This window comes from Pseudomonas entomophila (assembly GCF_018417595.1).
Lineage (GTDB): Bacteria > Pseudomonadota > Gammaproteobacteria > Pseudomonadales > Pseudomonadaceae > Aquipseudomonas > Aquipseudomonas entomophila_C.
Window position 1 is genome coordinate 140,994 of sequence record NZ_CP070982.1, and the last position, 25,696, is coordinate 166,689.

A 25,696-nucleotide genomic window follows, 5' to 3' on the forward strand; every position below is an offset into this window, starting at 1 on the left:
AGGGTGTCCTCAGGGCAGGTAGTCGCGCAGGGCCTGCTGTACGCAGGCCGACTCAAGCATCGAACTGGCACGGAAGAAGCGCAGGATGTTGCCCAGCAACGGATGTTGGTGGTTGATCGGGTAGGCCAGCCCTTGAGCTTCTTCGCGCAAGGCCTGGCGCAGCGTCTCGGTCACCGGCAGTGCGGCGATAAGGGCACGGTCGAAGGCTTGTTGGATGTCGTTGGTCAGGTACTGGCGCAGGAACACCGGCAGCACCTCGGCGATCGCCTGGCGGTCGGCTTCGGCTGCCGCCTGCCAGTAGATCCGCGTCAGGCGTGCCCAGAAGCTCGAGTGACGGCCCTCATCGAGCAGGTGGTCGGCCATCAGGCCTTTCACCGAGGGCTTGACCGAGTCGTCGCGGGCGAACGCCGCCACATCGTCGGTCAGGGTGTTCTCGGCAATGCCCACGCAGATCAGCTCCACGGCATCGCGCAGGCCCTCGGGTACCTGCGCCAGGGCCGCCGGGATGGCCCGGCTGAGCTCGATCTCCTGGGGCAGGGCGATCGGTTCGATACCGGTCAGGGCGACGGTCTGCTGCAGGAAGTCCATGGCCACCAGGGCGTGGTAGTCCTCGTCCACCACCACGGTCATGGCGTCGTAGCGGCAGGCGAACGGGAAGCGCACGGCGAAGCGGTCCTTGGCGATGCGCCGTGCGGTACGGTCGACGATCTCGGTCTCGAAGATCACCACGTCGTTGATGAACTTGTAGAGGCTCTGCACCAATACGAAGTCGCGCAACTGCGGGCACTCGCGCTGGAAGGTGGCACCCAGCACCAGGGGTTGGCGGCTGAGCGGGTAGATCAGCCGCTGGTCGTCCTCGACCAGGCGCCGGGGCCGGGTGCGGATGGTGGCGCGCTCTTCCCAGACCTCGGCGAAGGAGCGGTATTCATGGGCGTTCATGGGGTGACCTCGGCGACAGGGGTTTGCAGCGAGGCGCGCAGGCGGTCCCACAGGGCCATGCGGCTGTCCACCGCGGCGATGGCGGCGGCGTAGACGTCCTCCTGGCGTACCGGGTCGTGATCGACCAGGCGTGCCAGCAACTGCTCGGCGGCCGGGCCGTGGTCTTCGGAGTCGACCTCGATATGCCGTTGCAGGTAGTAGCGGAAGGTGGGGGCCTGCTCGCTGTCGATGCCCCATTCGTCGAGGATCTGCTGGAACATCATCGGGATGACGCTTTCACGGCCGTGCAGGAAGGCGGCGGCGACGCGGTGCGCGGGGGCTTCCAGGGCCACTTCGAGGGTGTCGCGCACGAAGTGCTGGGCCGCTTCGCTGGCTCCAGCGCGGGGCAGGGCGCTCAGCGCGTCGACGCCCTGTTGCTGGAGGCTGATGAAGCGTTCGATCGCCTGGGTGCAGGCGCCGACCTCGCGCATGGCGTCCAGGTACAGCTCGAAGTGGCTGTAGTGACCGTGGTCGAGGCGGTCGTCGGATTCCTCGCCCAGCACGATCTCGTTGATCAGGCGGGCAGCGGCCGGGTCTGCCGGGGGCAGCCAGGGCAGGCTGACGCAGGTCAGCTCCTGTTGCAGGCGTTTGGTCAGTGACATGAAATCCCAGACGGCAAAAACGTGGGTTTCCATGAAACGACGCAACGTGTCGAGCGAGTCGATCTCGGAAAACAGCGGGTGCCGGGAAAGTGCGATCTTCTTGTTGGAAAGTGTGCTCTTCAATGTGCTCATGATGATGTCCGTTGTGGGCATTTGAGGGATTGTTATTTCACTGCGGGTTGTTCGCTTTGCCATATTCGAGGTGCACGAGGCCCTCGAAGCAAAATCGATATTGATGAACCTGCAGAGGCCAGGGGCGCGGTTGTTACAGGTTGTCGGCGCCTGGCGATATAAAAGTTAGAGCAACTTCAAAGTTGTCGGCAAATGTTTTTTTAATTATTTTAAGTTTGTGTTTTTTACGAGCAAATAGAGGGTATATAAAACTTTCTGGTAAGCTTTATTTAGGCAATAAGTGCCCCTTCCGATAATTAACTATCAGAAAAGAATACGACGGAGTGAATGCCTCACTCGGAGCACTGATAAACGGAGTCAGGGGAGGTTTGACTATTAAGGGGCGGCTGATCGCTTGCGGTCCTTGCCCCGGTACCACACTCCTTCTTCTGGTGGATAAAGTGCAGCCGACCAGGCCCGTCGGGTGATCAGCGGTCGGCGCGGGGACTAGAGTGTGCCCAAAATGCTGGCACTGCCATGGCTTGCGGCAGCCATGACAACGCAAATGGATGTTTCTGGAGGGGGCGTAAGCGTGCGTGGCTACAAGCTGAGCAGGCCGAGGTGGGTGTTGATGATGCGCACCAGGCGCTGGTTGAGCAGTGAGGTGTCGACCGATTGCGCGGGCAGCTCGATCAGCTCAAGGCCCTGGCGGGCAAGGCTGTGCCAGCCAAGCATGGCCGGCAGCGAGCCGGGAAGGTACAGCACGGTCATCGGCACCTGGATGGCCTGGCGGGTGGTGATGTCCAGGCGGGGGGAAGGGCTGTCATAAGTGGAAACAAAGAGATGGCGAGTCTGCCCAGGATGATGGTTCTGCGCCAACTGGGTCAGTGCCACCGCCACATGCGCGCCAAGGCCCTGGCCGAAGATGGCATGGGGGTGGGCGAGGTAGGGCTGGAGTTTGTCGAGCAACGCACGGGCGAGGGGGCAGGGAGGTTGCGCGGGGTCGAACCCATCCAGTCGGACAGAGGGAGGGACATCCGCGGCAATCAGTTCGATGGGATCGCACAGGGTCTGGGCCCAGGTGCGGTACTGCATGAGCTGTTGTCGGTCGTAGGCCAGGCAGATCAGGCGGATCCGGGCAGGTGGTTCGATTGTTGTTCCCTGTAGCGTCTGCACGTGCACTGGCGTTCCTTATGCCGGATGACGTTCCTTGCCGACCCAGCCACGACCGTGGCTGCGGGGTGTCACTGATCGGCTGTCGACTGTCGGTCGAGGTACTTCCTGATGGTGCGGGCGGCATTGTTCAGGTGGGCTTCGAGCAACTTCACGGCATCATCCACCAGTTTGTCGCTGGCCGCATCCACCAAGGCGATATGGTCGTCCTGTGTCAGCTTGCCCAGCCCCATCGACGACAGGTGGAAACGCAGGAAGCGCTCCTCTTCGTTGAGCTCGATCTCGATCATGCGCAGCAGCTTCTGGTTGTGCGCCTTGCTGTAGAGGGCCATGTGGAACAGGCGGTTGAGGCGACCGATCTCGGCGTGACGGGTTTCGTTTTCCAACTGCTGGATATAACCACGGGCCTGGGCGATGTCATTGGCATCGAGCAGGGGAATCGATTGGCGCAGGGCCTCGGTCTCGAGGATGACACGCAGCGCGTAGGTGTCGACCGCGTCCTCGCCGATCAGCGGCGCGACCACGGCGCCTTTATGCATGACCACCTGCAGCAGCGATTGCGCTTCGAGCTGGCGCAGGGCTTCGCGCACCGGCATGCGGCTGACGCCGAAGAGGCTGGCCAGCTCCTGTTGGCGCAGGGCGGTGCCCGGGGGCAGGCGGCCATCGAGGATGGCACTGCGCAGGCGCTCTTCGATGACGCTGCGGGCGAGGTGCGGCGGAACTTGCTCGCTGCCCAGCACGGTGCTCAGGAGTTTGGGTTTCTCAGCCACGCGGGTTCAGCCTCGGCAACATGAAGATTGGATCCAATAACCCTAGTGAGGGACGGGGCCGCTTGTCAAACGGCAAGTGGATGTGGGCCTGTGCCCGTTCATCGAACGCGGCTATCGTGAAGGAAGTCGGCTGCCAAGGGAAGTCGCGGGCCTCCTTGCATGGTCTTTGTGGAGCAGGTTTGCCGACGGCTGGCAGCATGATCGCAAGGTGCCATTGTCTTTTGCACCGCCAGCCCGCACCATCGCTGCTTTCGAATGATCTGAACAGGTGTCCGCAGTGGCGATACCTTGGACTCTCAATACGACCCTGCGCCGCTTCGGCCTCGCCGTGCTGCTCGGCGGCCTGTTGCTGGGCGTCACGCAGGCGGATTGGGACTTTTCCCAGATCAGCCGCCGTGCCCAGGCGCTCTATGGGCCGTTGGGCGAGGGCCAGAAGCGCATCGATGCCTGGCAGCAACTGCTCGCCACGCAGAAGCAGGGCAGCGAGCTGGAGCAGTTGCAGGTGGTCAATCGCTTCTTCAACCAGCAGTTGCGCTATGTCGAGGATATCGACCTGTGGCATGAGGTCGACTACTGGGCCACGCCGGTGCAGTCGCTGATCAAGGGGGCGGGGGATTGCGAGGACTATGCCATCGCCAAGTACTTCAGCCTGCGGCGCATGGGCATCCCGGCCGAGAAGCTGCGCATCACCTACGTCAAGGCCCTGCGCCAGAACCGTGCGCACATGGTCCTGACCTATTATTCAAGCCCACAGGCCCAGCCTCTGGTGCTCGACAGCCTGATGGACGCGATCAAGCCCGCCAGCCAGCGCACCGACCTGCTGCCGGTGTACGCCTTCAATGGCGAAGGCCTGTGGCTGACCGGCGCTGCTGGCAACAAGAAAGTCGGCGACACCAAGCGCCTGTCGCGTTGGCAGGATCTGCTGAAGAAAATGCAGGCCGAAGGGTTCCCGGCCGAACCGGTTTACTGAAGGAGCACAGATGTCACTGTTCAAACAATTGCTGCTAGCCATTTGCCTGTTCCTGGTGGTCGCCTTCAGTGGCAGCTTCATGGTCAGCCTGGAGAGCTCGCGCAGCCAGTACGTCAACCAGTTGCGCTCCCACGCCCAGGACGCGGCCACCGCGCTGGCGCTGTCGCTCACACCCAACATCGACGACCCGGCGATGGTCGAACTGATGGTCAGCTCGATCTTCGACAGTGGCTACTACACCAGCATCAAGGTCATCGACCTGGGCTCCAATGCCGTGCTGGTCGAGCGCCATGCCGAGCCTGACAGCGGTGGTGTGCCGGGCTGGTTCATCCACCTGATCGGCCTGGAGCCGGCCGGGGGCGACGCGATCGTCAGCCGTGGCTGGCAGCAGGCGGCGCGGGTCGAGGTGATCAGCCACCCGATGTTCGCCCTCGCCAAGCTCTGGCAGAGCGCCTTGGGCAGCCTTGGCTGGCTGCTGCTGTGCGGCGCGGTGAGCGCGGTGCTCGGTGCGCTGCTGCTGCGCCGGCAGTTGCGGCCGCTGGACTACATGGTGGCGCAGTCCCACGCCATCGCCCGCCGCGAATTCCTCAGCCTGCCCGAGCTGCCGCGCACGCCGGAACTGCGGCGGGTGGTGCAGGCGATGAACCAGATGGTCGAGAAGCTCAAGGCGCTGTTCACCGAACAGGCCGAACGCAGCGAGAAACTGCGCACCGAGTCGTACCAGGACAGCCTCACGGGCCTGGCCAACCGCCGCTACTTCGAGATGCAGCTCAATGCCCGGGTCAGCAACCTGGAGGAGGCGCGCGCCGGTTACCTGCTGCTGCTGCGGGTCCAGGACCTGGCTGGCCTCAACGCGCGGCTGGGCGGTCAGCGCACTGACCAGTTGCTGCAGGCGGTGGGAGAACAACTGCGCCGCACGTGTGCCCACTACCCGGAAACCAACGACCTGATCACCCGCAGCCGGGGTGGCGAATTTGCCGTGTTGGCGCCGGGCATGGTCCATGACGAGGCGATCCAGCTGGCCCAGGCCCTGGCCACGACGTTGCAGAGCCTGCACGAAACCGGTGCCAGCGATGTCGACCCGGTGGCCTGCATCGGCCTGGCACCCTACAACCCAGGCGATGTCCCCCAGGACCTGCTCAAGCTTGCCGACGAAGCGCTGGCCCGCGCCGAGAGCCAGCCGCAACCGGGCTGGGTGTGCCTGGAGCAGGGGGCCGCGGCCGATGCCGCCGACAGCCATCATGCCTGGCATATGCGCCTGGACCAGGCGCTCTCCAAAGGGCAGTTCGAGTTGTTCTTCCAGCCGGTGGTGGATTGCCGGGCGACAGATCGGGTGCTGCACTACAAGGTCATCTCGCGCTTGCACGACGAGCAGGGCAAGGCCCTGGCGGCGGGGCGCTTCCTGCCCTGGCTCGAGCGTTTCGGCTGGATGGCGCGGCTGGACCTGCTGGTGCTCGAGAAGGTGCTCAAGCACCTGCAGGGGCATGGCGAGTCGCTGGCGCTGAACTTGTCGGCGGCGACCCTGGCTGACCCCAAGGCGTTGCAGCGGGTCTTCGAGCTGCTGGGCCAGTACCGCGCCATCGGGCCGCGCCTGACCTTCGAGATCGGCGAAGAGCAGTTGCCCGAACAATCGATGCTCGAGCAACTGACCCGTCGCTTGCGCGGGCTGGGGTTCAGCCTGGCGCTGCAGCGTTTCGGGGGCCGCTTCAGCATGATCGGTAACCTGGCGCACCTGGGCCTGGCCTACCTGAAGATCGATGGTGGCTATATCCGCAACATCGACCATGAGCGGCACAAGCGGCTGTTCATCGAAGCCATCCAGCGGGCGGCGCACAGCATCGACCTGCCGTTGATCGCCGAACGGGTGGAGACCGAAGGGGAATTGAAGGTGCTGCGCGAGATGGGGGTGCAGGGGATCCAGGGACAACTGGTGGGTGAGCCTGCGCCTTGGCGTTGAGCCTGCTCGCTCTGTAGGAGCGGCTTTAGCCGCGATCACCCGCGAAGCGGGTGCCGCACACCGCGATACCTGCATCGCGGCTGAAGCCGCTCCTACAGCGAACGGGGCCGTTCAGATCAACCCGCCTTCCTCTTCTTCCTCGATCAGGTTGTTCAAACCGCCCAGCGCCTTGCGCGCGGTGGAGCGGCTTAGCAGCTTGGCTTGGGCGCCCGGCGGCAGGTCGGTGATGCTGAACACCCCCTTGGCCGTCAGCACTTCGATCAGGTCTTCGAGCACCCGGATCATGTCCAGGTCGCTCTGCTTGAGCTGCTTGAGGCTGTTCTCGACAACGTCGTCGGCGAACCATTCCTGGATCTCGGCATTGTCTGCCGGGACCATGTCGGTAAAACCGTCAAACGCGGCGGCTTCCACCCGCAGCAACTGGCCCTCGGCGTCGCGTTGCACGTAGAACATGGCGGCGTCCCTCGTCACGATGAATCCTTTTTGGTAGTCAGCAGCATAGGCAAAGTTCACCGGGCATGTAAGCCCGGCGCACGAGTATGCGCGTGAAGGGATGGCTGGGAAAGCCCGCGCCCCCGACGGCAGCCCTTGCGGGCCGCCGTAGAGAGGCAGGGATCAGCTGTTGGAGTTGTCGATCTTGATGGTCGGGTCGGCGCCGCTGATCAACGAGTTGATCGTGGTGTTCGACCAGTTGACGCCTTCGAGCTTGATGGTCACGTCGGCATTGGCCAGGCCGCCGGCGGCGTTGAGCTTGCCTTCGGTGCTGACTTGCAGGGTCGACTCGCCATTGACCGTGGTGAGCTTCAGGAAGTTGTCGATGGTGCTGGCGCGCTCGCCCTGGAGCAGGTCGCTCAGGTCGAGGCGATCACCTTCGCTGGCCTTGAAGTCCTTGATCACGTCGTTGCCCAGGTCGCCGGCCTTCCACACGAAGGTGTCGGCGCCGGTGCCACCGGTCATGATGTCGTCGCCCTTGCCGCCGATCATCAGGTCGTTGCCGGCACCGCCGAACAGCAGGTCGTTGCCTTCGCCGCCGAGCAGGGTGTCGTTGCCGGTCCCCCCGAGCAGGATGTCGTTGCCCTTGCCGCCGTCGATGTAGTCGTTGCCACCCTGGCCGAAGATGATGTCGTTGCCGTTGCCACCCAGCAGGGTGTCGGCACCGTCATTGCTGCGCGAGACATCGAACTCGGTGTAGTGCTCGTTGATGTACTTGTGCATCGTCCGGGCATCCACGTCGCCCGCGTCGACGCCCAGCTTGCCGGCGACGAACGCCTGGATCGCCTCGACACCCGTGCCGGCGATACCGTCGAAGGTGACCAGGTCGCCGAAGATGATGTCGTTGCCATCGCCGCCATTGACCGTGTCGTTGCCCGGCTGGGTGACTTCGGTGTGGCCGAGGATGGCTTCGGCCAGCTTGCTCGGGTCGATGTTGGTCTGCGGCGTGCCGTCGGAGTCGAACGGTTTCAGGTCGCTGGTGTTCACACCGTTGTTCAGGCCGATCGCCTCGACGTTGGACAGGCCCGAGAGCAAGGTGAAGCTGCTCAGCGAGTTGTTCCAGGTGGCATCGTCGGTGTAGCTGCCACGGCCTGCCTGGTAAGACAGTTCGTAGGTGCCGTTGCCTTCCGGGTGAAGTTCGCCGGAGACGCCGTACTTCCAGTTCCTGCCGCTGATGTACTGCACCTGCAGGTTGCCGGCATTGTCGATGCTGACGTAGTTGGTCCTGCTGCTGTCGATGTAGTCGTTGAACGCCATGCCTGGCTTGTAGTTGATCGAGGCCAGGAAGGTATCCAGGGTGATGCCCGAGGTACCCAGTGTCGGGTTGCTGTTCTCGCCCGCCTGGTAGAACGTCGGCTTGCCGTCGGTGATGAAGAACGTCTGGTTGCTGCCGGTATTGCCGCCGTCCTTGAGGTTCTGGAACCAGTTGGCGGTGGTCTTGAACGCATCTTCGTAGTTGGTGCCGCCATTGGAGTTGAGGGTGTTCAGGGCACTGAGCAGCTTCTGCAGGCCGGCATCGTTCAGGGTTACCGAGACACTGCTCTTGACCTGGCTGGCGAAGTCCACCAGAAGGATGTTCACAGTACCCGCCTGATCGCCCTTGACGCTGGCGGCCAGGGTCTTGAACACCGACTCGAGGGATTTCTTCGCCGCATCGACGCCCGACGAGCCCATGCTGCCGGAGGTGTCGACGATGAAGGCGAGGTTGTAGTTCTGCCCGGGTACCACGTGCAGCCCGCTGACGTCCGCCACCACCACGTCGTTGCCGTCGGTGCCGGTGATGTTGTCGCTGTCCGAGGACAGGTTGCTGGTGCTGTAGGTCTGCGGGTAGACCGTGACCTTGATGGTGCCCTCGGTGGTGGCGGTGCTGCCGCCGACGCTCTCGGTGGAGGTCGAGCTGACCTTCACGTCGAACTGGCCGTAGTAGTAGGCCGGCGGCTTGATGGTCAGGCTGCCCAGGTTCCAGCCGGTGACGTCCACCGCGGACGCGCCGACGGTGAAGGTGTGGCCGGCATTGTCAGCGATCACCGAGCCTGCCGGGATGCCGCTGAGCTTGATGCTGAGGGTCTCGGAACCGTCGGTGTCGGTCAGGTTGGTGCTGATGCCCACCAGCTTGACCGGCGCGCCGTTCTCGCTGCCTTCGTTGAGCTTGTAGCCGTCGTAGTAGCCCTGGCCGTTGCTGCCGTGCAGGTCGGAAACGGTGACGCCGGCGTTGGCCAGGTCCTTGACGCTCGGGTACATCGGGATGTTCGAGCTGTTCAGGTCCATCGCCGTGCCATTGTTGACCCGGATGTTGACGTCCAGGCTGCCTGGGCCGGCCTGGTTGGCGTTGTAGATCTCCAGGGTGTAGTAGCCGCTGGTGGTCGGGGTGAAGCTGCCGGAGATGGCGCCGCTGCCCGAGCCCCAGATGCCGCTGGCGACGTTCTTGCCGCCGACCACAATCTGCAGGCTGTCATCGGCGGTGCCGGTGAAGGCGTAGGTCTTGCCGGCTTCCAGGTAGATCAGGCCGGAAGTCTTCGAGCCGCTGCCTGGGGTGACGTTGCTGGTCGAGTCGACGCCGGTGACCGTCTCGGTCTTGCTGGCATTGCCGGAGTTGGAGAACACGTTCTTCAGTGTATCGCCGGAGATGCCGTTGCCGTTGTTGCCCAGGCCGGTGAGGCTGTTCCAGGTTTCCTTGACCAGGCCGATCGAGTTGACGTTGTTGTTGCCGATGTTCAGGTCGGGCTTGTCGGCTACCGGCCGGATATCGACCTTCATGGTCGCTTCGCCGCCCAGGTTGGTGCCATCGTTGGGCTTGTACTTGATCTGCGCGTAGTCGGCCTGCTTGTTGCCCACGCCGGTGCCGCCATAACCGTCGATGCCCGACTGGTTGGCCAACGGCACGAACTTGAGCTTGCCGGCGGCGATGTCGGCCTGGCTGATGTTCTGGTTCAGCGTGACATCGACCCACGCGGTGCCGTTGAAGAACTTCAGGCTGCCAAGGTCCGGCAGTTTGCTGATGGTCACCGACAGGCCGGTGTTGCCATCGGCGTCGGTGACGTTGAAGTCGCCCCAGCCGAACACGTAGTCGGTGTCTTCGTTGCCGGTCACGGCGCCACCAGTCGACACCGGCACGTGGTCGTTGTCGAGGATGGTGGTGGTGACGCTGGACTTGCCGGCATCGACCTGCAGGTTCTCGAAGTTGCCGCCGCTGACGCCGCTGATCTTGACCGTGAAGTTCTCCGAGCCTTCAACGAGCTGATCGTCGATGGTCTTGATGTCGAAGGTCGTGCCGTTGCTGTTGGCCGGGATCTTGACGGTGACCACGCCGGTGAAGTCCTGGCCGTTGGTGGCGGTGCCACTGTAGGTCAGGGTGACGGTTACTTCGCTCTTCGAGGTGTTGCTCAGGGTCAGGGTGTAGTGGGCGGTATCGCCTTCGGTCACCGAGGTGTCGCCGCTGATGCCCACGGTGGTCAGGTCGCCCTGGCCGCTTGGCTCGTCGGTGACGCTGGTAGTGACGGTGTTGCTGCCCAGGGTCAGTTTCTCGAAGTTGTCGCCGCCGGCGACCGATTCGATCTTGTTGACGATGTTCGGCTGGCCACCGACGTACACATCATCCTTGGCGGTGATGGTGAAGGTGCCGCTGGCGCTGCCGGCCGGGATGGTGACCTTGGTGCCATCGGTCAGGGTGAAGGTCAGGCCGTTGTGGCCGGTGACCGACAGGCCCTGGGCGTTGGTCAGGGTGACGGTGTAGGTGACCTGGCCGCCTTCGGTGACGGTGGTCTTGTCCGCCGTCAGGGTGGCCACGACTTCGCTGGTGGTGTCGCTGATCTGCACGGTGGCCGCGCCGCCGAGTTCCAGGTTCTCGAAGGTCTTGCCGGTGACGGCGGCGTTGCTGATGCCCACGGTCAGGGCGCCGGCATCCTTGAACACGTCGTCGCCCTGGGCCGCAGCCTTGTAGATGGCCTCGGTCTGGCCGGCGACGATGGTCACCTTGGCGCCGTTGGACAGGGTGACGGTGAGGTCCTGCTCGAGCTTCTGGCTGACCTTGACGGTGAACGATGGTTGCTGGTCTTCGGTGACATTGCCATTGCTGACGATGGTGACGGACACCTTGTCGCCCTGGTTGCCGGTACCGGTGCCCGTGCCGCTGCCCGGTTCGTCGGTCACGGAAGTGGTGACGGTGTTGCTGCCGAGGGTCAGCTTCTCGAAGTTGTCGCCACCGGCGACCGACTCGATCTTGTTGACGATATTCGGCTGGCCGCCGACGAACACGTCATCCTTGGCGGTGATGGTGAAGGTGCCACTGGCGCTGCCAGCCGGGATGGTGACCTTGGTGCCGTCGGTCAGGGTGAAGGTCAGGCCATTGTGGCCAGTGACCGACAGGCCCTGGGCATTGGTCAGGGTCACGGTATAGGTGACCTGGCCGCCTTCGCTGACGGTGGTCTTGTCGGCGGACAGGGTTGCGACGACCTCGCTGATGGTGTCGGTGATCTGCACCGTGGCGTTGCCGCCGAGCTCCAGGTTTTCGAAGGTCTTGCCAGTGACCGTGGCGTCGGTGATGCCGACGGTCAGCGAGCTACCATCCTTGAACACATCGTCGCCCTGAGCGGCCGCTTTGTACTCGACCTGGGTCTGACCCGCTGGAATGGTGACCTTGGCACCGTTGGACAGGGTGACGGTGAGGTCCTGGTCGAGCTTCTGGCTGACCTTGACGGTGAAGCTGGGCTGTTGGGTTTCGTTCACGTCGCCATTGCCGACGATGGTCACGGAAACCTTGTCGCCCTGGTTGCCGGTACCGGTGCCCGTGCCGCTGCCTGGTTCGTCGGTGACGGTGGTGGTGACGGTGTTGCTGCCCAGGGTCAGTTTCTCGAAGTTGTCGCCACCGGCGACCGATTCGATCTTGTTGACGATGTTCGGCTGGCCACCGACGAACACGTCGTCCTTGGCGGTGATGGTGAAGGTACCCGAGGCGCTGCCGGCCGGGATGGTGACCTTGGTGCCATCGGTCAAGGTGAAGGTCAGGCCGTTGTGGCCGGTGACCGACAGGCCCTGGGCGTTGGTCAGGGTGACGGTGTAAGTGACTTGGCCGCCTTCCGAAACCGTGGTCTTGTCGGCGGTCAGGGTCGCGACAACCTCACTGATGGTGTCGGTGATCTGAACCGTGGCGTTGCCACCCAGCTCCAGGTTCTCGAAGGTCTTGCCGGTGACAGTGGCGTCGGTGATGCCGACGGTCAGCGAACTGCCATCCTTGAACACGTCGTCACCCTGGGCGGCCGCTTTGTATTCGACCTGGGTCTGGCCGGCCGGAATGGTGACCTTGGCGCCGTTGGACAGGGTGACGGTGAGGTCCTGCTCGAGCTTCTGGCTGACCTTGACGGTGAAGCTTGGTTGCTGGGCTTCGTTCACGTCGCCGTTGCCGACGATGGTGACGGAGACCTTGTCGCCCTGGTTGCCGGTACCGGTGCCTGTGCCGCTGCCCGGCTCGTCAGTCACAGAGGTGGTGACGGTGTTGCTGCCGAGAGTCAGTTTCTCGAAGTTGTCGCCACCGGCGACCGACTCGATCTTGTTGACGATGTTCGGCTGGCCACCGACGAACACGTCGTCCTTGGCGGTGATGGTGAAGGTACCCGAGGCGCTGCCGGCCGGGATGGTGACCTTGGTGCCGTCGGTGAGGGTGAAGGTCAGGCCGTTGTGGCCGGTGACCGACAGGCCTTGGGCGTTGGTCAGGGTCACGGTGTAGGTAACCTGGCCGCCTTCGCTGACGGTGGTCTTGTCGGCGGACAGGGTCGCGACGACTTCACTGACGGTGTCGGTGATCTGCACCGTGGCGTTGCCACCCAGCTCCAGGTTCTCGAAGGTCTTGCCGGTGACAGTGGCGTCGGTGATGCCGACGGTCAGCGAACTGCCGTCCTTGAACACGTCGTCGCCCTGGGCCGCCGCTTTGTATTCGACCTGGGTCTGACCGGCCGGAATGGTGACCTTGGCGCCGTTGGACAGGGTGACGGTGAGGTCCTGCTCGAGCTTCTGGCTGACCTTGACGGTGAAGCTTGGTTGCTGGGCTTCGTTCACGTCGCCGTTGCTGACGATGGTGACGGAGACCTTGTCGCCCTGGTTGCCGGTACCGGTGCCCGTGCCGCTGCCCGGCTCGTCAGTCACAGAGGTGGTGACGGTGTTGCTGCCGAGGGTCAGTTTCTCGAAGTTGTCGCCACCGGCGACCGATTCGATCTTGTTGACGATGTTTGGCTGGCCACCGACGAACACGTCGTCCTTGGCGGTAATGGTGAAGGTGCCACTGGCGCTGCCGGCCGGGATGGTGACCTTGGTACCGTCGGACAGGGTGAAGGTCAGGCCATTGTGGCCGGTGACCGACAGGCCCTGGGCATTGGTCAGGGTGACGGTGTAGGTGACCTGGCCGCCTTCGGTGACGGTGGTCTTGTCCGCAGACAGGGTCGCGACCACCTCGTTGGTGGTGTCGGTGATCTGCACGGTGGCCGAGCCGCCGAGCTCCAGGTTCTCGAAGGTCTTGCCAACCACCGAGGCGTCGGTGATGCCGACGGTCAGCGGACCTGCATCCTTGAAGACGTCTTCACCTTGAGCCGGCGCTTTGTACTCGACCTGGGTCTGACCGGCCGGAATGGTGACTTTGGCGCCGTTGGACAGGGTAACGGTGAGGTCCTGGTCAAGCTTCTGGCTGACCTTGACGGTGAAGCTGGGCTGTTGGGTTTCGTTCACGTCGCCATTGCCGACGATGGTCACGGAAACCTTGTCGCCCTGGTTGCCGGTACCGGTGCCCGTACCGCTGCCCGGTTCGTCGGTGACAGAGGTGGTGACGGTGTTGCTGCCGAGGGTCAGTTTCTCGAAGTTGTCGCCACCGGCGACCGATTCGATCTTGTTGACGATGTTCGGCTGGCCACCGACGTACACATCATCCTTGGCGGTGATGGTGAAGGTACCCGAGGCGCTGCCGGCCGGGATGCTGACCTTGGTGCCATCGGTCAGGGTGAAGGTCAGGCCGTTGTGGCCGGTGACCGACAGGCCCTGGGCGTTGGTCAGGGTCACGGTGTAGGTGACCTGGCCGCCTTCGCTGACGGTGGTCTTGTCGGCGGACAGGGTCGCGACGACTTCACTGATGGTGTCGGTAATCTGAACTGTGGCGTTGCCACCCAACTCCAGGTTCTCGAAGGTCTTGCCAACTACCGACGCATCGGTGATGCCGACGGTCAGCGAGCTGCCGTCCTTGAACACGTCGTCGCCTTGGGCCGCGGCCTTGTAGATGGCCTCGGTCTGGCCGGCGACGATGGTCACCTTGGCGCCGTTGGACAGGGTGACGGTCAGGTCCTGGTCGAGCTTCTGGCTGACCTTGACGGTGAACGACGGTTGTTGGTCCTCGGTGACATTGCCATTGCTGACAATGGTCACGGAAACCTTGTCGCCCTGGTTGCCGGTACCGGTGCCTGTGCCGCTGCCCGGTTCGTCGGTGACGGAGGTGGTGACGGTATTGTCGCCGAGGGTCAATTTTTCGAAGTTGTCTGCACCGCTAACCGACTCGATCTTGTTGACGATCGAAGGCTGGCCGCCGACGAACACGTCGTCCTTGGCGGTGATGGTGAAGGTGCCGCTGGCGCTGCCGGCTGGAATGCTGACTTTGGTGCCGTCGGACAGGGTGAAGGTCAGGCCGTTGTGGCCGGTGACCGACAGGCCCTGGGCGTTGGTCAGGGTCACGGTGTAGGTGACCTGGCCGCCTTCCGACACGGTGGTCTTGTCGGCGGTCAGGGTCGCGACCACTTCGCTGATGGTGTCAGTGATCTGCACGGTAGCGCTTCCGCCGAGCTCCAGGTTCTCGAAGGTCTTGCCTACAACCTGTGCGTCAGTGACGCCAACGGTCAGCGAACCGCCGTCCTTGAACACATCGTCGCCTTGGACGGCGGCTTTGTACTCGACCTGGGTCTGGCCAGCCGGAATGGTGACTTTGGCGCCATTGGACAGGGTAACGGTGAGGTCCTGGTCGAGCTTCTGGCTGACCTTGACGGTGAAGCTTGGCTGCTGGGCTTCGTTGACGTCGCCATTGCCGACGATGGTGACGGACACCTTGTCGCCCTGGTTGCCGGTACCCGGCGTGCCCGAGCCCGGTTCGTCGGTCACGGAGGTCTGTACTTCGCCCTGACCCATGGTCAGTTTCTCGAAGTTGTCGGCGCCGCTGACATTCACCAGCTTGTTGCTGATGGTGGCTTGGCCGCCCACGAAGACATCGTCCGGTGCGGTGATGGTGGCGGTACCGGTGGTGCTGCCGGCCGGAATGCTGACTTTGGTGCCGTCGGACAGGGTGAAGGTCAGGCCGTTGTGGCCGGTGACCGGCAGGCCCTGGGCGTTGGTCAGGGTCACGGTGTAGGTGATCTGGCCACCTTCCGACACGGTGGTCTTGTCGGCGGTCAGGGTCGCGACGACCTCACTGACGGTGTCGGTGATCTGCACGGTGGCGCTGCCACCGAGTTCCAGGTTCTCGAAGGTCTTGCCGGTGACAGTGGCGTCGGTGATGCCAACGGTCAGCGAGCTGCCATCCTTGAACACGTCATCGCCTTGAGCCGCGGCCTTGTAGGTGGCTTCGGTCTGCCCGGCAGTGATCACCACCTTGTCACCGTTGGACAGGGTCACGGTCAGGTCGCGGTCCAGCGGCTGGTTCACCTTCACGGTGAAGGTTGGTTGCTGGGCTTCGTTGACGTCGCCATTGCTGACGATGGTGACGGCGACTTTGTCGCCTTCGTTGCCAGTGCCGGGGGTACCGGTACCTGGCTCGTCGGTGACGGTGGTGGTGATGGTGTTGTCGCCGAGGGTCAGCTTCTCGAAGTTGTCGCCACCGGCGACCGATTCGATCTTGTTGACGATCGAAGGCTGGCCACCGACGTACACGTCATCCTTGGCGGTGATGGTGAAGGTGCCACTGGCGCTGCCGGCCGGGATGGAAACCTTGGTGCCGTCGCTCAGGGTGAAAGTCAGACCATTGTGGCCGGTGACCGACAGGCCCTGGGCGTTGGTCAGGGTCACGGTGTAGGTGACCTGGCCGCCTTCCGACACGGTGGTCTTGTCGGCAGTCAGGGTTGCGACAACCTCACTGACGGTGTCAGTGATCTGCACGGTGGCGCTACCACCGAGTTCCAGGTTCTCGAAGGTCTTGCCGGTGACAGTGGCGTCGGTGATGCCAACGGTCAGCGAGCTGCCATCCTTGAACACGTCATCGCCTTGAGCCGCGGCCTTGTAGGTGGCTTCGGTCTGGCCTGCGGTGATCACGACCTTGTCGCCATTGGACAGGGTCACGGTCAGGTCGCGGTCCAGCGGCTGGTTCACTTTGACGGTGAAGGTTGGTTGTTGGGCTTCGTTGACGTCGCCATTGCTGACGATGGTGACGGAGACCTTGTCGCCTTCGTTGCCGGTGCCCGGGGTACCGGTACCTGGCTCATCGGTGACGGTGGTGGTGATGGTGTTGTCGCCGAGGGTCAGCTTCTCGAAGTTGTCCGCACCGGTAACCGATTCGATCTTGTTGACGATCGAAGGTTGGCCACCGACGTAGACGTCATCCTTGGCGGTGATGGTGAAGGTGCCGCTGGCGCTGCCCGCAGGCACGGTGACCTTGGTGCCGTCGGACAAGGTGAAAGTCAGGCCATTGTGGCCGGTGACCGACAGGCCCTGGGCATTGGTCAGGGTCACGGTGTAGGTGACCTGGCCGCCTTCGCTGACGGTGGTCTTGTCGGCAGTCAGGGTCGCGACGACTTCGCTGACCGTGTCGGTGATCTGCACGGTGGCCGAGCCACCGAGCTCCAGGTTCTCGAAGGTCTTGCCGGTGACGGTGGCATCAGTAATGCCGACGGTCAGCGAGCTGCCGTCCTTGAACACGTCATCGCCTTGAGCCGCAGCCTTGTAGGTCGCTTCGGTCTGACCGGCAGTGATCACCACCTTGTCGCCGTTGGACAGGGTCACGGTCAGGTCGCGGTCCAGCGGCTGGTTCACTTTGACGGTGAAGGTCGGTTGTTGGGCTTCGTTGACATCGCCGTTGCTGACGATGGTGACGGAGACCTTGTCGCCCTGGTTGCCGGTACCCGGGGTACCGGTACCTGGCTCATCGGTGACGGTGGTGGTGATGGTGTTGTCGCCGAGGGTCAACTTCTCGAAGTTGTCCGCCCCAGTAACCGATTCGATCTTGTTGACGATCGAAGGTTGGCCACCGACGTACACGTCATCCTTGGCGGTGATGGTGAAGGTACCGCTGGCGCTGCCGGCCGGAATGTTGACCTTGGTGCCGTCGGACAGGGTGAAGGTCAGGCCGTTGTGGCCGGTGACCGACAGGCCCTGGGCATTGGTCAGGGTCACGGTGTAGGTGACCTGGCCGCCTTCGCTGACGGTGGTCTTGTCGACAGTCAGGGTTGCGACGACTTCGCTGACCGTGTCGGTGATCTGCACGGTGGCCGAGCCACCGAGCTCCAGGTTCTCGAAGGTTTTACCCTGGACGCTGGCATCGGTAATGCCAATGGTCAGCGAGCTGCCGTCCTTGAACACGTCATCGCCTTGAGCGGCGGCCTTGTAGGTGGCTTCGGTCTGGCCTGCGGTGATCACGACCTTGTCGCCATTGGACAGGGTCACGGTCAGGTCGCGGTCCAGCGGCTGGTTCACTTTGACGGTGAAGGTCGGCTGCTGGGCTTCGTTCACGTCACCGTTGCTGACGATGGTCACGGCGACCTTGTCGCCTTCGTTGCCGGTACCTGGGGTGCCGGTGCCTGGCTCGTCGGTGACGGTGGTGGTGATGGTGTTATCGCCGAGGGTCAGCTTCTCGAAGTTGTCGCCACCGGCAACCGATTCGATCTTGTTGATGATCGAAGGTTGGCCGCCGACGTACACATCGTCCTTGGCGGTGATGGTGAAGGTGCCCGAGGCGCTGCCGGCCGGGATGCTGACCTTGGTGCCGTCGGACAGGGTGAAGGTCAGGCCGTTGTGGCCGGTGACCGACAGGCCCTGGGCGTTGGTCAGGGTCACGGTGTAGGTGACCTGGCCGCCTTCGCTGACGGTGGTCTTATCCGCGGTCAGGGTTGCGACAACCTCACTGACGGTGTCAGTGATCTGCACGGTGGCCGAGCCACCCAGTTCCAGGTTTTCGAAGGTCTTGCCAGCGACTGCGGCGTCAGTGATGCCGATGGTCAGCGGACCTGCATCCTTGAAGACGTCTTCACCTTGCGCTGGCGCCTTGTACTCGACCTGGGTCTGACCAGCCGGAATAGTGACCTTGTCGCCGTTGGACAGGGTGACGGTCAGGTCCTGGTCGAGTTTCTGGCTGACCTTGACGGTGAACGAAGGCTGCTGGGCCTCGTTCACATCGCCGTTGCCGACGATGGTGACGGCGACTTTGTCGCCTTCGTTGCCGGTACCCGGGGTGCCGGTGCCTGGCTCGTCGGTGACGGTGGTGGTGACAGTGTTGTCGCCGAGGGTCAACTTCTCGAAATTGTCCGCGCCGGAAACGGATTCCAGCTTGTTGACGATCGAAGGCTGGCCGCCAACGTACACGTCATCGGGCGCATTGATGGTGATGGTGCCGGTGGCACTGCCCGCAGGCACGTTGACCTTGGTGCCATCGGACAGTGTGAAGGTCAGGCCATTGTGGCCGGTGACAGACAGGCCCTGGGCGTTGGTCAGGGTGACGGTGTAGGTGACTTGGCCGCCTTCGCTGACGGTGGTCTTGTCGGCGGTCAGGGTCGCGACAACCTCACTGACGGTGTCGGTGATCTGCACGGTGGCGGAGCCACCGAGCTCCAGGTTTTCGAAGGTCTTGCCGGTGACGGTGGCATCGGTGATGCCGACGGTCAGCGAACTGCCGTCCTTGAACACGTCATCGCCTTGAGCCGCAGCCTTGTAGGTGGCTTCGGTCTGGCCTGCGGTGATGACCACCTTGTCGCCATTGGACAAGGTGACAGTCAGGTCGCGGTCCAGCGGTTGGTTCACTTTGACGGTGAAGGTCGGTTGCTGGGCTTCGTTGACGTCACCGTTGCTGACGATGGTGACGGCGACCTTGTCGCCTTCGTTGCCGGTACCTGGGGTGCCGGTGCCTGGCTCATCGGTGACGGTAGTGGTGACAGTGTTGTCGCCGAGGGTCAGCTTCTCGAAGTTGTCCGCACCGGTAACCGATTCGATCTTGTTGACGATGCTCGGTTGGCCACCGACGTAGACGTCATCTTTGGCGGTAATGGTGAAGGTGCCCGAGGCGCTGCCGGCCGGGATGGTGACTTTGGTGCCATCGCTCAGGGTGAAGGTCAGGCCATTGTGGCCGGAGACCGAGAGGCCCTGGGCATTGGTCAGGGTCACGGTGTAGGTGACCTGGCCGCCTTCCGACACTGTGGTCTTGTCGGCGGTCAGGGTCGCCACGACCTCGCTGACGGTGTCGGTGATCTGCACGGTGGCGCTGCCACCGAGCTCCAGGTTCTCGAAGGTTTTGCCCTGGACGCTGGCATCGGTAATGCCGACGGTCAGCGAGCTGCCGTCCTTGAACACGTCATCGCCTTGAGCCGCAGCCTTGTAGGTGGCTTCGGTCTGGCCTGCGGTGATGACCACCTTGTCGCCATTGGACAAGGTGACAGTCAGGTCGCGGTCCAGCGGTTGGTTCACTTTGACGGTGAAGGTCGGTTGCTGGGCTTCGTTGACGTCACCGTTGCTGACGATGGTGACGGCGACCTTGTCGCCTTCGTTGCCGGTACCTGGGGTGCCGGTGCCAGGCTCATCGGTGACGGTGGTGGTGATGGTGTTGTCGCCGAGGGTCAGCTTCTCGAAGTTGTCGCCACCGGTAACCGATTCGATCTTGTTGACGATGCTCGGCTGGCCGCCGACGTACACGTCATCCTTGGCGGTGATGGTGAAGGTGCCCGAGGCGCTGCCGGCCGGAATGTTGACCTTGGTGCCGTCGGACAGGGTGAAGGTCAGGCCATTGTGGCCGGTGACCGAGAGGCCCTGGGCGTTGGTCAGGGTCACGGTGTAGGTGACCTGGCCGCCTTCCGACACGGTGGTCTTGTCGGCAGTCAGGGTTGCGACAACCTCACTGACGGTGTCAGTGATCTGCACGGTGGCGGAGCCACCGAGCTCCAGGTTCTCGAAGGTCTTGCCGGTGACGGTGGCATCAGTGATGCCAACAGTCAGCGAGCTGCCGTCCTTGAACACGTCGTCGCCTTGAGCCGCGGCCTTGTAGGTGGCTTCGGTCTGACCGGCAGTGATCACCACCTTGTCGCCGTTGGACAGGGTCACGGTCAGGTCGCGGTCCAGCGGCTGGTTCACTTTGACAGTGAAGGTCGGCTGCTGGGCTTCGTTCACGTCACCGTTGCTGACGATGGTGACGGCGACCTTGTCGCCTTCGTTGCCGGTACCTGGAGTACCTGTACCTGGTTCGTCAGTGACGGTGGTGGTGATGGTGTTATCACCGAGGGTCAGCTTCTCGAAGTTGTCCGCACCGCTAACCGATTCGATCTTGTTGACGATCGAAGGTTGGCCGCCGACGTACACATCATCCTTGGCGGTGATGGTGAAGGTGCCCGAGGCGCTGCCGGCCGGGATGGAAACTTTGGTGCCATCGCTCAGGGTGAAAGTCAGGCCGTTGTGGCCGGTGACCGAGAGGCCCTGGGCATTGGTCAGGGTCACGGTGTAGGTGACCTGGCCGCCTTCCGAAACCGTGGTCTTGTCGGCGGTCAGGGTCGCGACGACTTCACTGACTGTGTCAGTGATCTGCACGGTGGCCGAGCCACCGAGCTCTAGGTTCTCGAAGGTTTTGCCCTGGACGCTGGCATCGGTGATGCCAACGGTGAGCGAGCTGCCGTCCTTGAACACGTCATCGCCTTGAGCCGCACCCTTGTAGGTGGCTTCGGTCTGGCCGGCGGTGATCACCACCTTGTCGCCGTTGGACAGGGTGACAGTCAGATCGCGATCCAGCGGCTGGTTCACTTTGACAGTGAAGGTCGGCTGTTGGGCTTCGTTGACATCGCCGTTGCTGACGATGCTGACGGACACCTTGTCGCCTTCGTTGCCGGTACCTGGGGTGCCGGTGCCAGGCTCATCGGTGACGGTGGTGGTGATGGTGTTGTCGCCGAGGGTCAGCTTCTCGAAGTTGTCCGCACCGGTAACCGATTCGATCTTGTTGACGATGCTCGGCTGGCCGCCGACGTACACATCGTCCTTGGCGGTGATGGTGAAGGTACCACTGGCGCTGCCGGCTGGAATGCTGACTTTGGTGCCGTCGGACAGGGTGAAGGTCAGGCCGTTGTGGCCGGTGACCGACAGGCCCTGGGCGTTGGTCAGGGTCACGGTGTAGGTGACCTGGCCGCCTTCCGACACGGTGGTCTTGTCGGCGGTCAGGGTCGCAACGACTTCGCTGACGGTGTCGGTGATCTGCACGGTGGCCGAGCCACCGAGCTCCAGGTTCTCGAAGGTCTTGCCGGTGACGGTGGCATCAGTGATGCCAACAGTCAGCGAGCTGCCGTCCTTGAACACGTCGTCGCCTTGGGCAGCCGCCTTGTAGGTGGCTTCGGTCTGACCAGCCGTGATCACCACCTTGTCGCCATTGGACAGGGTGACAGTGAGATCGCGATCCAGCGGCTGGTTCACTTTGACGGTGAAGGTCGGCTGTTGGGCTTCGTTGACATCGCCGTTGCTGACGATGCTGACGGACACCTTGTCGCCTTCGTTGCCGGTACCTGGGGTGCCGGTGCCAGGCTCATCGGTGACGGTGGTGGTGATGGTGTTGTCGCCGAGGGTCAGCTTCTCGAAGTTGTCGCCACCGGTAACCGATTCGATCTTGTTGACGATGCTCGGCTGGCCGCCGACGTACACGTCATCCTTGGCGGTGATGGTGAAGGTGCCCGAGGCGCTGCCGGCCGGAATGTTGACCTTGGTGCCGTCGGACAGGGTGAAGGTCAGGCCATTGTGGCCGGTGACCGACAGGCCCTGGGCGTTGGTCAGGGTCACGGTGTAGGTGACCTGGCCGCCTTCCGACACGGTGGTCTTGTCGGCAGTCAGGGTTGCGACAACCTCACTGACGGTGTCAGTGATCTGCACGGTGGCGGAGCCACCGAGCTCCAGGTTCTCGAAGGTCTTGCCGGTGACGGTGGCATCAGTGATGCCAACAGTCAGCGAGCTGCCGTCCTTGAACACGTCATCGCCTTGAGCCGCGGCCTTGTAGGTCGCTTCGGTCTGACCGGCAGTGATCACCACCTTGTCGCCGTTGGACAGGGTCACGGTCAGGTCGCGGTCCAGCGGCTGGTTCACTTTGACGGTGAAGGTCGGTTGCTGGGCTTCGTTGACGTCACCATTGCTGACGATGGTCACGGCGACCTTGTCGCCTTCGTTGCCCGTGCCAGGCGTGCCAGTACCAGGTTCGTCCGTCACTTCGGTCTTCACTTCATCCTGACCCAGGGTCAGCTTCTCGAAGTTGTCGGCGCCTGTAACGGATTCAAGCTTGTTGGTGATGGTCGGCTGGCCGCCAACATAGACATCATCTGGCGCATTGATGGTGAAGGTGCCAGTGGCGCTGCCCGCAGGCACGGTGACCTTGGTGCCATCGCTCAGGGTGAAGGTCAGGCCGTTGTGGCCAGTGACCGACAGGCCTTGGGCATTGGTCAGGGTGACGGTGTAGGTGATCTGGCCGCCTTCCGAAACAGTGGTCTTGTCGGCGGTCAGGGTCGCGACAACCTCACTGATGGTGTCGGTGATCTGAACCGTGGCGTTGCCACCCAGCTCCAGGTTCTCGAAGGTCTTGCCGGTGACAGTGGCGTCGGTGATGCCGACGGTCAGCGAACTGCCATCCTTGAACACGTCATCGCCTTGAGCGGCGGCCTTGTAGGTGGCTTCGGTCTGACCGGCAGTGATGACCACCTTATCACCGTTGGACAGGGTGACAGTGAGATCGCGATCCAGCGGCTGGTTCACTTTGACGGTGAAGGTCGGCTGCTGAGCTTCGTTCACGTCACCGTTGCTGACGATGGTGACGGCGACCTTGTCGCCTTCGTTGCCGGTGCCCGGAGTGCCGGTACCTGGCTCATCGGTGACGGTGGTGGTGATGGTGTTGTCGCCGAGGGTCAGCTTCTCGAAGTTGTCGCCACCGGCGACCGATTCGATCTTGTTGACGATCGAAGGCTGGCCACCGACGTACACGTCATCCTTGGCGGTGATGGTGAAGGTACCGCTGGCGCTGCCCGCAGGCACGGTGACCTTGGTGCCATCGGACAGGGTGAAGGTCAGGCCGTTGTGGCCGGTGACCGACAGTCCCTGGGCGTTGGTCAGGGTCACGGTGTAGGTGACCTGGCCGCCTTCGGTGACGGTGGTCTTGTCGGCGGTCAGGGTCGCGACGACTTCACTGACCGTGTCAGTGATCTGCACAGTGGCCGAGCCACCCAGTTCCAGGTTCTCGAAGGTCTTGCCCGGGACGTTGGCATCGGTCACGCCCAGGGTCACCGAACTGCCGTCCTTGAATACGTCGTCGCCCTGGGCCGGCAGGCTGTAGGTCGCCTCGGTCTGGCCCGCGGCGATAACCACCTTGTCGCCGTTGGACAGGGTGACAGTCAGGTCATGGTCGAGCTTCTGGCTGACCGAAACGGTAAAGGTCGGCTGCTCGGCCTCGGTCACATTGCCATTGCTGGCGATGCTGACCGTGACGGTGTCGATGCTGTCGCTGACGACGGTCTGCGCTGGCGTCGGGTTCGGCACCAGATTCTCGAAGTTACCGCCCGTTGCCCCCGTGATCGTGGTGCTGACGGTGCTGCCGTTGACGAACACATCGTTGGCGGGCGTCTGGAAATCGACGCTGGCGGACGACTTGCCCGCTTCGATGGTGACGGTCTGGCCGTTGGACAGGGTGACGGTCACCGGCGTCTGCGCCGGGTTGGTCAGGGTCACGGTGTAGGTGATGACGCCGCCTTCGGTCACGCTCGGGGTGGCGGTCAGCGTCGCGGTGGTGGTGTCGACCGAATCATTGACGACGGTCTGCGCTGGCGTCGGGTTCGGCACCAGATTCTCGAAGTTACCGCCTGTTGTGCCCGTGATCGTGGTGCTGACGGTGCTGCCGTTGTTGTAGACGTCGTTGGCCGGGGTCTGGAAATCGACGCTGCCGGAGGACTTGCCCGCTTCGATGGTGACGGTCTGGCCGTTGGACAGGGTGACGGTCACCGGTGTCTGCGCCGGGTTGGTCAGGGTCACGGTGTAGGTGATCACACCGCCTTCGGTCACGCTCGGGGTCGCGGTCAGCGTCGCGGTGGTGGTGTCGACCGAGTCATTGACGACCGTTTGCGCTGGCGCCGGGTTCGGCACCAGATTCTCGAAGTTGCCGCCCGTTGCCCCCGTGATCGTGGTGCTGACGGTGCTGCCATTGTTGTAGACGTCGTTGGCCGGGGTCTGGAAATCGACGCTGCCGGAGGACTTGCCCGCTTCGATGGTGACGGTCTGGCCATTGGACAGGGTGACGGTCACCGGCGTTTGCGCCGGGTTGGTCAGGGTCACGGTGTAGGTGATCACACCGCCTTCGGTCACGCTCGGGGTCGCGGTCAGCGTCGCCGTGGTGGTGTCGATGGTGTCGGTGACCTGGGTTACGGCCGGCGTAGTGCTCGGGGTGACGATCAGGCCGTTGCCGCCGGTGGTGCCGGTGATGGTGGTGGAGATCTGGCCGCCATCGTTGTACGGCGTGTCGTTTGCCGGGATGTTGACGTTGACGGTGCCAGTGGTCTGCCCGGCCGGAATCACGATCACCGCGCCGTTGGACAGGGTGACGGTGAGGTTGCTCAGCGGTGCCTGGCCGACGGTCGCGGTATAGACGATCACGCCACCCGCTTCAGTGATCGAAGGGGTGGCGCTGAGGGTGAGGCCAGTGCTGATCGGCGTGTTGGCCGTGGTGTCGGTGCTCGTCGTGTCCAGCCCGCCGATTTCCTGGTTGCCCAGCCCGTTGGCGAAACCGATCGGGCCGGTGGGGAAGCCGATGTTCGGGTCGACCGCCCCGGCCGTCTCCTCGAGCAGCACGAAGCTGTGACCGCCGCCGACGGAGCCGCCCCCTGCCGCGGCCGGGCCGGCTGCGGTGGCTTCCAGCTCGGTGGTCGGGTCGGCACCCGCCGCGATGGCTTGCTGCAGTTCTTCGACCGAGGGCGCTGCCTGGGCGGTGGCCTGGCTCAGGTCGGTGCTGCTGTCGGGCGCGTCGGCGCTCCATTGGGTGTCGCGGCCCAGGTCGAGCAGGCGGCCGTCGGCCAGCTCCAGGGTGACCGCGCCGCCCGCGCCGGTGTCTACCTGTTCGCCGGCGAACAGGCGGTCGCCTTCGATGAGTACGCGCCGGATGCCTTCTGGGGAAACTGCGATGACTTGGCCAACAATGCTTTTGACGATGGCAACAACAGTGCTCATTGGACTCTCCGGACTACCCGTTCAGTTGGCTTCCATGCCTGGCCGGCATGCGAAGGCGGCGACTGATGGAATGTTTCAAAAATGATTTTGACACACCAAAGTGTCAATTTTACGTCTATAACTATTGGCGATTTACTTTATGCCAAACTATTGACCTTCTGGCTGCCATCCTAAACAATCGCCAACGTAATGTCACATTGATATTTGGCCATCCACAGCCCTTTCTTTCGTATTAATCGCACTGCCTATTCGGAAGCTTCCTATA

At 63.2% G+C, this 25,696-nt stretch carries 8 protein-coding genes; 2 read left to right on the forward strand and 6 right to left on the reverse strand.

What is annotated here, in order from left to right; genetic code table 11:
• Positions 1-9 precede the first annotated feature (9 nt).
• From JYG34_RS00640 to JYG34_RS00655, 4 genes are all read right to left on the reverse strand, one after another.
• On the reverse strand, positions 10-939 hold the full coding sequence (locus tag JYG34_RS00640; RefSeq protein ID WP_213659076.1) for a diiron oxygenase: 930 nt from the start codon (positions 937-939) through the stop codon (positions 10-12).
• A complete protein-coding gene (locus JYG34_RS00645) occupies positions 936-1,712 on the reverse strand; it encodes a DUF3050 domain-containing protein (RefSeq protein WP_213659077.1) in 777 nt (258 codons plus the stop codon). Before JYG34_RS00645 ends, JYG34_RS00640 begins: the two co-directional genes overlap by 4 nt.
• A 579-nt stretch (positions 1,713-2,291) precedes the next feature.
• A complete protein-coding gene (locus tag JYG34_RS00650; RefSeq protein ID WP_213659078.1) occupies positions 2,292-2,867 on the reverse strand; it encodes a hypothetical protein in 576 nt (191 codons plus the stop codon).
• Between the two features lie 68 nt (positions 2,868-2,935).
• On the reverse strand, positions 2,936-3,634 hold the full coding sequence (locus JYG34_RS00655; protein ID WP_213659079.1) for a GntR family transcriptional regulator: 699 nt from the start codon (positions 3,632-3,634) through the stop codon (positions 2,936-2,938).
• A gap of 268 nt (positions 3,635-3,902) precedes the next feature.
• Here JYG34_RS00655 and lapG point away from each other — a divergent pair, with 268 nt between their 5' ends.
• Together lapG and lapD are read left to right on the forward strand one after the other, a co-directional pair.
• Positions 3,903-4,604: a cysteine protease LapG gene (gene lapG / locus JYG34_RS00660; RefSeq protein WP_240067204.1), complete on the forward strand. Its 702-nt coding sequence runs from the start codon at positions 3,903-3,905 to the stop codon at positions 4,602-4,604.
• Between the two features lie 10 nt (positions 4,605-4,614).
• Complete coding sequence (lapD, locus tag JYG34_RS00665; RefSeq protein WP_213659081.1) at positions 4,615-6,561, forward strand: cyclic di-GMP receptor LapD; 1,947 nt, start codon at positions 4,615-4,617, stop codon at positions 6,559-6,561.
• A 111-nt stretch (positions 6,562-6,672) separates the two neighbouring features.
• On the opposite strand, the gene JYG34_RS00670 is transcribed toward lapD, so the two are convergent.
• Positions 6,673-7,014, reverse strand: a complete 342-nt coding sequence (locus JYG34_RS00670) for a tryptophan synthase subunit beta (protein WP_213661087.1) — start codon at positions 7,012-7,014, stop codon at positions 6,673-6,675.
• 162 nt (positions 7,015-7,176) lie between these two features.
• Positions 7,177-25,431, reverse strand: coding sequence for an immunoglobulin-like domain-containing protein (locus JYG34_RS00675; RefSeq protein ID WP_213659082.1), 18,255 nt, complete (start codon positions 25,429-25,431; stop codon positions 7,177-7,179).
• Between the last annotated feature and the right edge of the window lie 265 nt (positions 25,432-25,696).

Excerpts from the sequence above, each read along its gene's own strand:
- lapD (WP_213659081.1), top strand. The coding sequence starts at position 4,615 with ATGTCACTGTTCAAACAATTGCTGCTAGCCATTTGCCTGTTCCTGGTG.
- JYG34_RS00640 (WP_213659076.1), bottom strand. The coding sequence starts at position 939 with ATGAACGCCCATGAATACCGCTCCTTCGCCGAGGTCTGGGAAGAGCGC.
- JYG34_RS00670 (WP_213661087.1), bottom strand. The coding sequence starts at position 7,014 with ATGTTCTACGTGCAACGCGACGCCGAGGGCCAGTTGCTGCGGGTGGAA.
- JYG34_RS00675 (WP_213659082.1), bottom strand. The coding sequence starts at position 25,431 with ATGAGCACTGTTGTTGCCATCGTCAAAAGCATTGTTGGCCAAGTCATC.
- JYG34_RS00645 (WP_213659077.1), bottom strand. The coding sequence starts at position 1,712 with ATGAGCACATTGAAGAGCACACTTTCCAACAAGAAGATCGCACTTTCC.